Annotated in this window: 6 protein-coding genes; 4 read left to right on the top strand and 2 right to left on the bottom strand. The window is 40.8% G+C overall.

What is annotated here, in order from left to right; all coding sequences use genetic code 11:
• Nucleotides 1-77: 77 nt before the first annotated feature.
• Together K1F36_RS17340 and K1F36_RS17335 are read right to left on the bottom strand one after the other, a co-directional pair.
• Nucleotides 78-2,150, bottom strand: a complete 2,073-nt coding sequence (locus tag K1F36_RS17340) for a M16 family metallopeptidase (RefSeq protein ID WP_220114921.1) — start codon at nucleotides 2,148-2,150, stop codon at nucleotides 78-80.
• A 1-nt stretch (nucleotide 2,151) separates the two neighbouring features.
• A complete protein-coding gene (locus tag K1F36_RS17335) occupies nucleotides 2,152-3,474 on the bottom strand; it encodes a M16 family metallopeptidase (protein ID WP_220114920.1) in 1,323 nt (440 codons plus the stop codon).
• 184 nt (nucleotides 3,475-3,658) lie between these two features.
• Here K1F36_RS17335 and K1F36_RS17330 point away from each other — a divergent pair, with 184 nt between their 5' ends.
• The 4 genes from K1F36_RS17330 (at nucleotide 3,659) to K1F36_RS17315 (ending at nucleotide 6,775) form a co-directional block, all read left to right on the top strand.
• Nucleotides 3,659-4,114, top strand: a complete 456-nt coding sequence (locus tag K1F36_RS17330) for a DUF4199 domain-containing protein (RefSeq protein ID WP_220114919.1) — start codon at nucleotides 3,659-3,661, stop codon at nucleotides 4,112-4,114.
• A 95-nt stretch (nucleotides 4,115-4,209) separates the two neighbouring features.
• Complete coding sequence (rplU, locus tag K1F36_RS17325; RefSeq protein ID WP_220114918.1) at nucleotides 4,210-4,749, top strand: 50S ribosomal protein L21; 540 nt, start codon at nucleotides 4,210-4,212, stop codon at nucleotides 4,747-4,749.
• A 24-nt stretch (nucleotides 4,750-4,773) separates the two neighbouring features.
• Nucleotides 4,774-5,034 (top strand): 50S ribosomal protein L27, encoded by a 261-nt coding sequence (rpmA, locus tag K1F36_RS17320; protein WP_163624958.1) that lies wholly within the window; start codon nucleotides 4,774-4,776, stop codon nucleotides 5,032-5,034.
• Between the two features lie 151 nt (nucleotides 5,035-5,185).
• Entirely contained in the window at nucleotides 5,186-6,775 is a 1,590-nt protein-coding gene (locus tag K1F36_RS17315) for a tetratricopeptide repeat protein (protein ID WP_220114917.1), read from the top strand.
• Nucleotides 6,776-6,861 lie beyond the last annotated feature (86 nt).

Genomic DNA, 6,861 nt, shown 5'->3' with positions numbered 1-6,861 from the left:
AACAAAAAAGTCGGAAGAATAATCTTCCGACCATGACTGCTATTTAGAGCGCCTTTTTACGTTATTAAGAGTTTTGATTATTTAAAGTCTGAGGCTTCAACGCCTTCGTTCACCTTAATTTCTTTCACAATAAACTCCATGTTCTGTGGCCCCATGCTCTGCATCAACTTAAATGGGAACTTGATTCCGGAAACTTCTTGGTAATCTCCGTATCCAATAGTACTTGTCATTTGCTGTCCTTGCACTTCTTGGGTAACGATTTCCTGTACCTTTAGTCCTGTTTCCATGTCATAAAAAGCGGTTTTTCGATCGCTTATCTTCAATTTGTACGCTTTTTTGTCGCCAACGGGTTCAACTCCTTCGAGCGTAACATCGCCTGCGGCCAAATAGTTCAGCTCTGGGAATGCCGCTGATTCTTCTTTGATTTTTGCGACTTCTTCAGCGGAAAGGTCTTTGCGTTGACCCTGCATTACCATATATCCGGAGTCACCATCCAAAACCTGTTTTTGCATAGAGTTGCCCTGTACTTTTATGTTTTGCATAAACTGGTCTTGGGTTGTTTTCTTCATTTCAAGCTCCAATTTCATGCCCTGCATTTCGGCTTCTGCCACCATTGAATACGAATCCACGGCGTCCAATTTGGCTTTTCCGCCGATGGCCTCAATATAATTCTCCAAAACAGTATTGGCATCGATTCCTTCGGGTATAGCTGCGCCATATTCTGGTTTATCTGTTTTATTGGCATATTTGTCATAGTAAAGAACGGGAACAGCTTTTCCATTAAAATTCACTTTTTTCAAATTTTCTAGCACATCCGTACCTTTTCCGGTGACCACTACACGGGCATTGGAGGTTGAAAAGTATTTTTTGGAGGCTTTAAGTACATCTTCTTTTGAGATGGCGTCCAAACGCTCCAGATACGTTTCGTAAAAGTCTTTTGGAAGATTTTCTGTTTCAATGTTCAATGCGTATTCTGCAACTGTTTCAGGTTTTTCCAAAGCCATTACAAAACTACCGGCATATTTGGCCTTGGCATTGGCCAATTCTTCATCGGATACGGGTTCGGAGGTCATTTTATCGATTTCTTTCAAAATTTCGACCACCGAGCTATCGGTTACGGCATTTCTAACTTGGGCGTAGGCATTGAACCGCATTGGACTGAATTTATTGGCACGGATACCAGAATACGAACCATAGGTATACCCTTTGTCCTCCCTTAAATTTTTGAACAGACGGGCTTGTGATCCACCGCCCAATATCCTATTGGCTAAAAGAGCATCCAAATAGTCCTCGTCCTTCATTTTTAAATTCGTGATGTTTTCCACTGCTACTTCGGATTGAACGGCGTTCGGAACATCAACAAAGTTGATTTGTGTGTACTGCACGTCTTGTGGGTCCGAATAGCTGAGGGATGGCGGTACGGCCTTGGTCCATGGCGTAAATGCTTCTGTGACAAGTTCTTTAACTGTGTCAAACTCCACATCACCAATTACTACTAAATAGGCATTGGCTGGAACAAAATAGGACCGGTAGAACTGCTCCACATCCACTAGGGAAACATTGTTTACCGTTTCTTCGGTCATAAATTCGCCATACGGGTGGTTTTTGCCATACGCTAACGCTGCTTGAACCCTGTCTGCAATCGCTGAAACATCCTTTTCTTCCGATTTGATTCCGGTAATCACCTTTTCTTTTTCCTTTTCAAACTCTTCTTGGAGAAAGTTCGGGTTGATAGCGGCATCTGCCATCAACTCAAGAACCCTTGGAAAATATTTGGATAAGGAACTTGCAAAGGCGCTTTGCTCACCGATGTAAATATTGGCTCCTAAAAAATCCACTTCTTCATAAAACTCGTCTTTTGGGATGTTTTTGGATCCTTTGCCGAGCATGCTTCCCGTCAAGGCGGAAACTCCTGCTTTGTCTCCTTCCAAAATAGGTGGGTTGTCGATGGACAGCTGGATTCGGACCCGTGGCAACTTGTGATTTTCCACTACGAGTACCTTCAAACCATTCTTTAGTTCAAAACGGGCGGGTTCTTTTAAATTTATTTTTGGTGCAGGCCCTGGTTCAGGGGGCGTGCTTCTGTCTATCTGTGCGTATGTGGCTGTCATGAACAAGGACAGCGCAGCTAAAACTAAATACTTTTTCATCTTAATTAGCGTCTTTTTGTTCTGGCAAATATTCCAACTCAACACGTTGGTTCACCTTCAAATATTTTTTGGCCACTTCCATGATTTCCTCGCGGGTAATGGAGCGGTAGATATCTATTTCGGTATTGATGAGGTTCGTGTCATCCTTTAGCATATAGTTTTCGGCCAAGGAATTTGCAATGCCTTCCACGCTGCTGTTGGCATTCACGAATTGATTTTCGAACTTGTTTTGAAGTTTTTGATAATCTTTTTCGGAAATCAATTCCATTTGAAGCTTCAAAATCTCTTCATCGATTTCTTTTTTGATATCTTGAATGGAATTGTCTCCAACAGGAAGACCACCAACAATGTACGAGCTGTAATCTTCGGCATCAATGGGAACAGAAAGTATTTGAAGTGCGATTTTTTTCTCGTCAACCAATTTTTTGTACAACTTGGAACTTTCACCATCGCTCAGATAAGTGGAGATCATGTTAATGACATAAGCGTCCCGTTGTCCTTGTCCAGGCGTTCTGTATGCCAATAGAATGGCCGGAATTTGAATATTCGGGTCGTAATATTTGGCAAACTTTGTCTCGGTGATAGGGTCTTCCTTGATATTGGGTCTCTTTATTTCGGCTCCCCTTGGAATGGGGCCAAAATAGTCCTCTATCATTTTTTTGGTTTTTGCGGTTTCAAAATCACCCGCTACGACCAATACTCCATTGTTGGGAACATAATAAGTTTGGTTGAATTTTTTGAAGTCCTCCAAAGTGGCGCTTGCCAAATGGTCTAAAGAACCGATTACTCCCCATCTATAAGAGTGCTTTGTGTAGAGGTTTTTCAAGATTTGCTCAAAAAATGCACCATAGGGGGCATTGTCGGTCCTGAGTCTTCTTTCTTCTTGTACCACTTCTTTTTGGGTGTCTACGCCAACTTGGCCAATAATGGGATGCATTAATCGCTCTGACTCCAACCAAAGTCCAACTTCCAAACTATTGGAAGGGAAAACCTCATAATAGTAGGTGCGATCCAAAAAGGTATTGGCATTGTTTCTCCCTCCGTTGGCCGCGGTTATTTGGTCCCACTGGCCTCGTTCAATGTTTTTGGTGCCCTCGAAGAGCAGATGTTCAAAAAAGTGTGCAAAACCCGTTTTGTCCGGGTCTTCGTCTTTAGATCCCACATGGTACATCACCGATGTGGTCACCACTGGAGCACCATTGTCTTGATGTAAGATCACATGGAGCCCGTTGTCCAGGTCATACTCTTCAAAAACCACCTCTTGTGCAAAAAGGCTAGTTGCTGCAAAGAGCATGGCAGATGCAGTAAACAAATGTTTTTTCATTTTAATAGTCAGTATTTAAAAATTGATGTTGCTAAGAGGTTGGTATCGATTTATCAATCGATGTTACGCTAAATATAAAATATTTTCGGGCAGCAGGTAAATTTTAACCTGGTCTTTAGTCTCAAAGAGTGGGATAATTCGCAAACATTCAGTAAATTATACAATGAATTCAAAAAAATACAATATGAAAAATTTAACTCTCCCGATTCGTTTTGGCATAGTCACCAGTGCTGTGCTGATTGCGTATTTTTTGATTTTGGCCTTAATGGGCAAGCATACCAATGTTTTTTATAGCCTGTTCAATGGTATAATAACAGGTTTTGGCATCTATGAGACCATTAAATATACCAAGATAAAACAGGGTAAGTCTTTCAGTTATGGAAATGGGTTCACGGCCGGTATAACCACTGGCTTTATCGCAACATTGTTGTTCACCATTTTTTTTGCCTTTTATGCAACGGAATTGGATAGTGCTTTTCTGGACAAACTTTCGGTTGCCTGGTCCAATGATTACAAGAATTTTCAAGGAATAGTGTTTTTTACCGTGGCCATTATGGGGTTTGCCTCTACCTTGGTTTTGACACTTTCATTTATGCAACTATTTAAAACGAGCAACAATTCCAAAAAAATTATGGGTTAAATTGGAGAGGAATACTTGTGGATTAAGGATTTAGCAGTATATTTGCACCCGCTAATTTTGATAAAGCGCAATAATTTTAATCTAATTAACGCATTATGTACGCAATTGTAGAGATGGCAGGGCAGCAATTTAAAGTTGCTAAAGACCAAAAAGTGTACGTTCACCGTTTGCAAGGAGAAGAAGGTGATAAAATCACTTTCGATAAAGTTCTTCTTTTGGAAGATGGTGATAACGTAACCATTGGCGCCCCGGTCATAGATGGTGCGGCTGTTGAGGCCAAAGTTGTAAAGCACCTAAAAGGAGACAAGGTCATCGTCTTTAAAAAGAAAAGACGTAAAGGTTACCAGAAAAAGAACGGTCACAGACAATATTTGACAGAGATCGTTGTTGAAGGAATTTTGACAAAAGGTGCCAAGAAAGCAGCTCCTGCAAAGGCAAAGGAAGAATCCAAGCCAGCAGCAGAACCTAAAAAAGCTGAGAAAAAAGCGGAAGCACCTAAGAAAGAGGCTCCAAAAGCAACCGAGGACTTGAGCTCCAAAACTGTTGCTGAATTAAGGGATATGGCAAAAGCCAAGGAAATTACCGGTTACTCTTCCATGAAGAAGGCCGAGTTGATCGAAGCGTTAAGCAAATAAGAAAAGAACTAAAATTTATATATCATGGCTCACAAGAAAGGTGTAGGTAGTTCAAAAAACGGTAGAGAATCAGAATCGAAACGCTTAGGTGTTAAGATTTTTGGAGGTCAGGCGGCAACAGCTGGTAACATTATTGTAAGACAACGTGGTACCAAGCACAATCCTGGCGAAAACGTATACGCTGGAAAAGACCATACTTTGCATGCCAAGGTAGATGGTGTGGTTAAGTTTGAAAAGAAAGTTGGTGGTAAATCTTATGTTTCCATCGAACCTTTTGAAGCATAACAGCGATTTATAAAAGTTAATACGGAAAGGTCCTGCATTTGCAGGGCCTTTTTTATTGCCTCAATTTTTAATGGTTTATTAACCCAATGGTGATGTTGGAGTGAGGATCAAAAGCGTACTTGAACTTTTGCTTTTTGCTCAATAACCCACCATGAAAAATGTTTTTGGTTTTGTTTTTTTGTTCAGTTTATTGATCCCGATGGGCGGTTCGGGACAACAGACCAATGTACCTATAACGAATAGAAAAACTACGGATACTTACAATGCACTTCAAAGTCAATTGGAGATTGTAAAAAAGCATCCCGAAAATCCGGCTCAAATCGCCCAAGCCTATCTTCAATTGGGTGAGTACTATCACACACTCGGCCTATATACCGAAGCCATAGCGCAATACAATTCTGCATTGGAACAGTTAGGGTCCAATTTGGAGGATTCTCTGTACATCACACTCAACAATAATATTGGTAAAGTATATCTTTCATTGAACAATTTTGAATTGGCCGAACAATATTTTGAGGAAACCAAAAAAGCATCAGAACAACTCAAAGATGATAAAGGTTTGGCCACTTCACTAGGTTTGTTGGGAGCGAGCCACGAAAAACAATCCGAATATGACGAAGCCCTCCAAGACCAAAGGCGTAGTCTGGATTTATTTCAGAAGCAGAATGATGACTTTGGTGTTGCTATTACCAATGAAAACATTGGAAGTGTTTATGAAGATTTGGAGGAATTTGAGCTGGCGTACGAATACTTCAAAAAGGCCTATGACCATCTCCAAGGTTCACGAACTACAGAAGAAATCAATGTGCTGAACAACCTTGGTGATTCATTTCGAAAAAGAGGTGATTATCAATCAGGGTTGGAACATACAACCAAAGCCTTGAATCTCGCTAAAGAGTTGAACGACCTACATCAATTGGAGAGTGCACACAAGGACCTTTCCAAGAACTACGCCCTCATGGGCAATTTTGAAAAGGCTCACGAGCATCTGCTTCTTGCTGAAGCATATAGCAGTGAAATGCTACGGTCTCAAAATTATGACCAATTGAACGTGCTGCAAACCATTTATGAGACCAATAAGAAGGAAGCAGAGATTCAACTATTGAAGGAGCAGAACAAGGTAAGTGTTGCCAATCAGAATTTGCTTTGGGTTGCACTATTCGCCATAGCCGTTATTTTTATAATTCTCTTTTACTATATGGGCAGAAAGCGGAAGGCTACGTTGAAGATTCAGGAGTATAAACACCGTATGCTCAAGGCAGAGTTGGACAAAAAAGCCATTGAGGAACAAAACTTACAGCGCGAAGTGCAGTTAAAAGCAGCCTCTTTATCGCGATATAGCCTACACCTCTCCCAAAAGAACAAGATTTTGCTCGATATGTCCAACACGCTTCGGAATATGGTCTCACGAAAACATATGAATACTTCGGACAAAATAAAGGAACTGGTCAACGAGATAGATTTTAATCTAAAACAGGAACAGGAATGGGACGAGTTTATGACTTTTTTTAAGGAGATCCACCCAGAGTTTATCAAGAAACTTTCGATGCTTTCGGAGGATTCATTATCCCCGGCAGAATTACGATTGGGAATGTTGTTGCGTCTAAATCTATCCTCAAAGGAAATAGCATCCATATTGCGGGTGACGCCAGATAGCGTTAGAGTGGCCCGTTACCGATTGAGAAAAAAGTTGCCCATTGACCAAAAAGAAGAGTTGGTCAACTTTATGATTGAACTTTAAGAGCTTATCGCCTCTCTTTTTTAAAAAAGGTTACCCCAATGTAAAAAAACCGTAATTGTTGCCCTATTGTTTCTATCGATTTTCAC

Origin of the sequence: Flagellimonas abyssi, assembly GCF_019457905.1 — a bacterium.
Lineage (GTDB): Bacteria > Bacteroidota > Bacteroidia > Flavobacteriales > Flavobacteriaceae > Flagellimonas > Flagellimonas abyssi.
The sequence above is the reverse complement of the archived record's forward strand: the minus strand, read 5'-3'. Positions and strand labels throughout refer to the sequence as shown.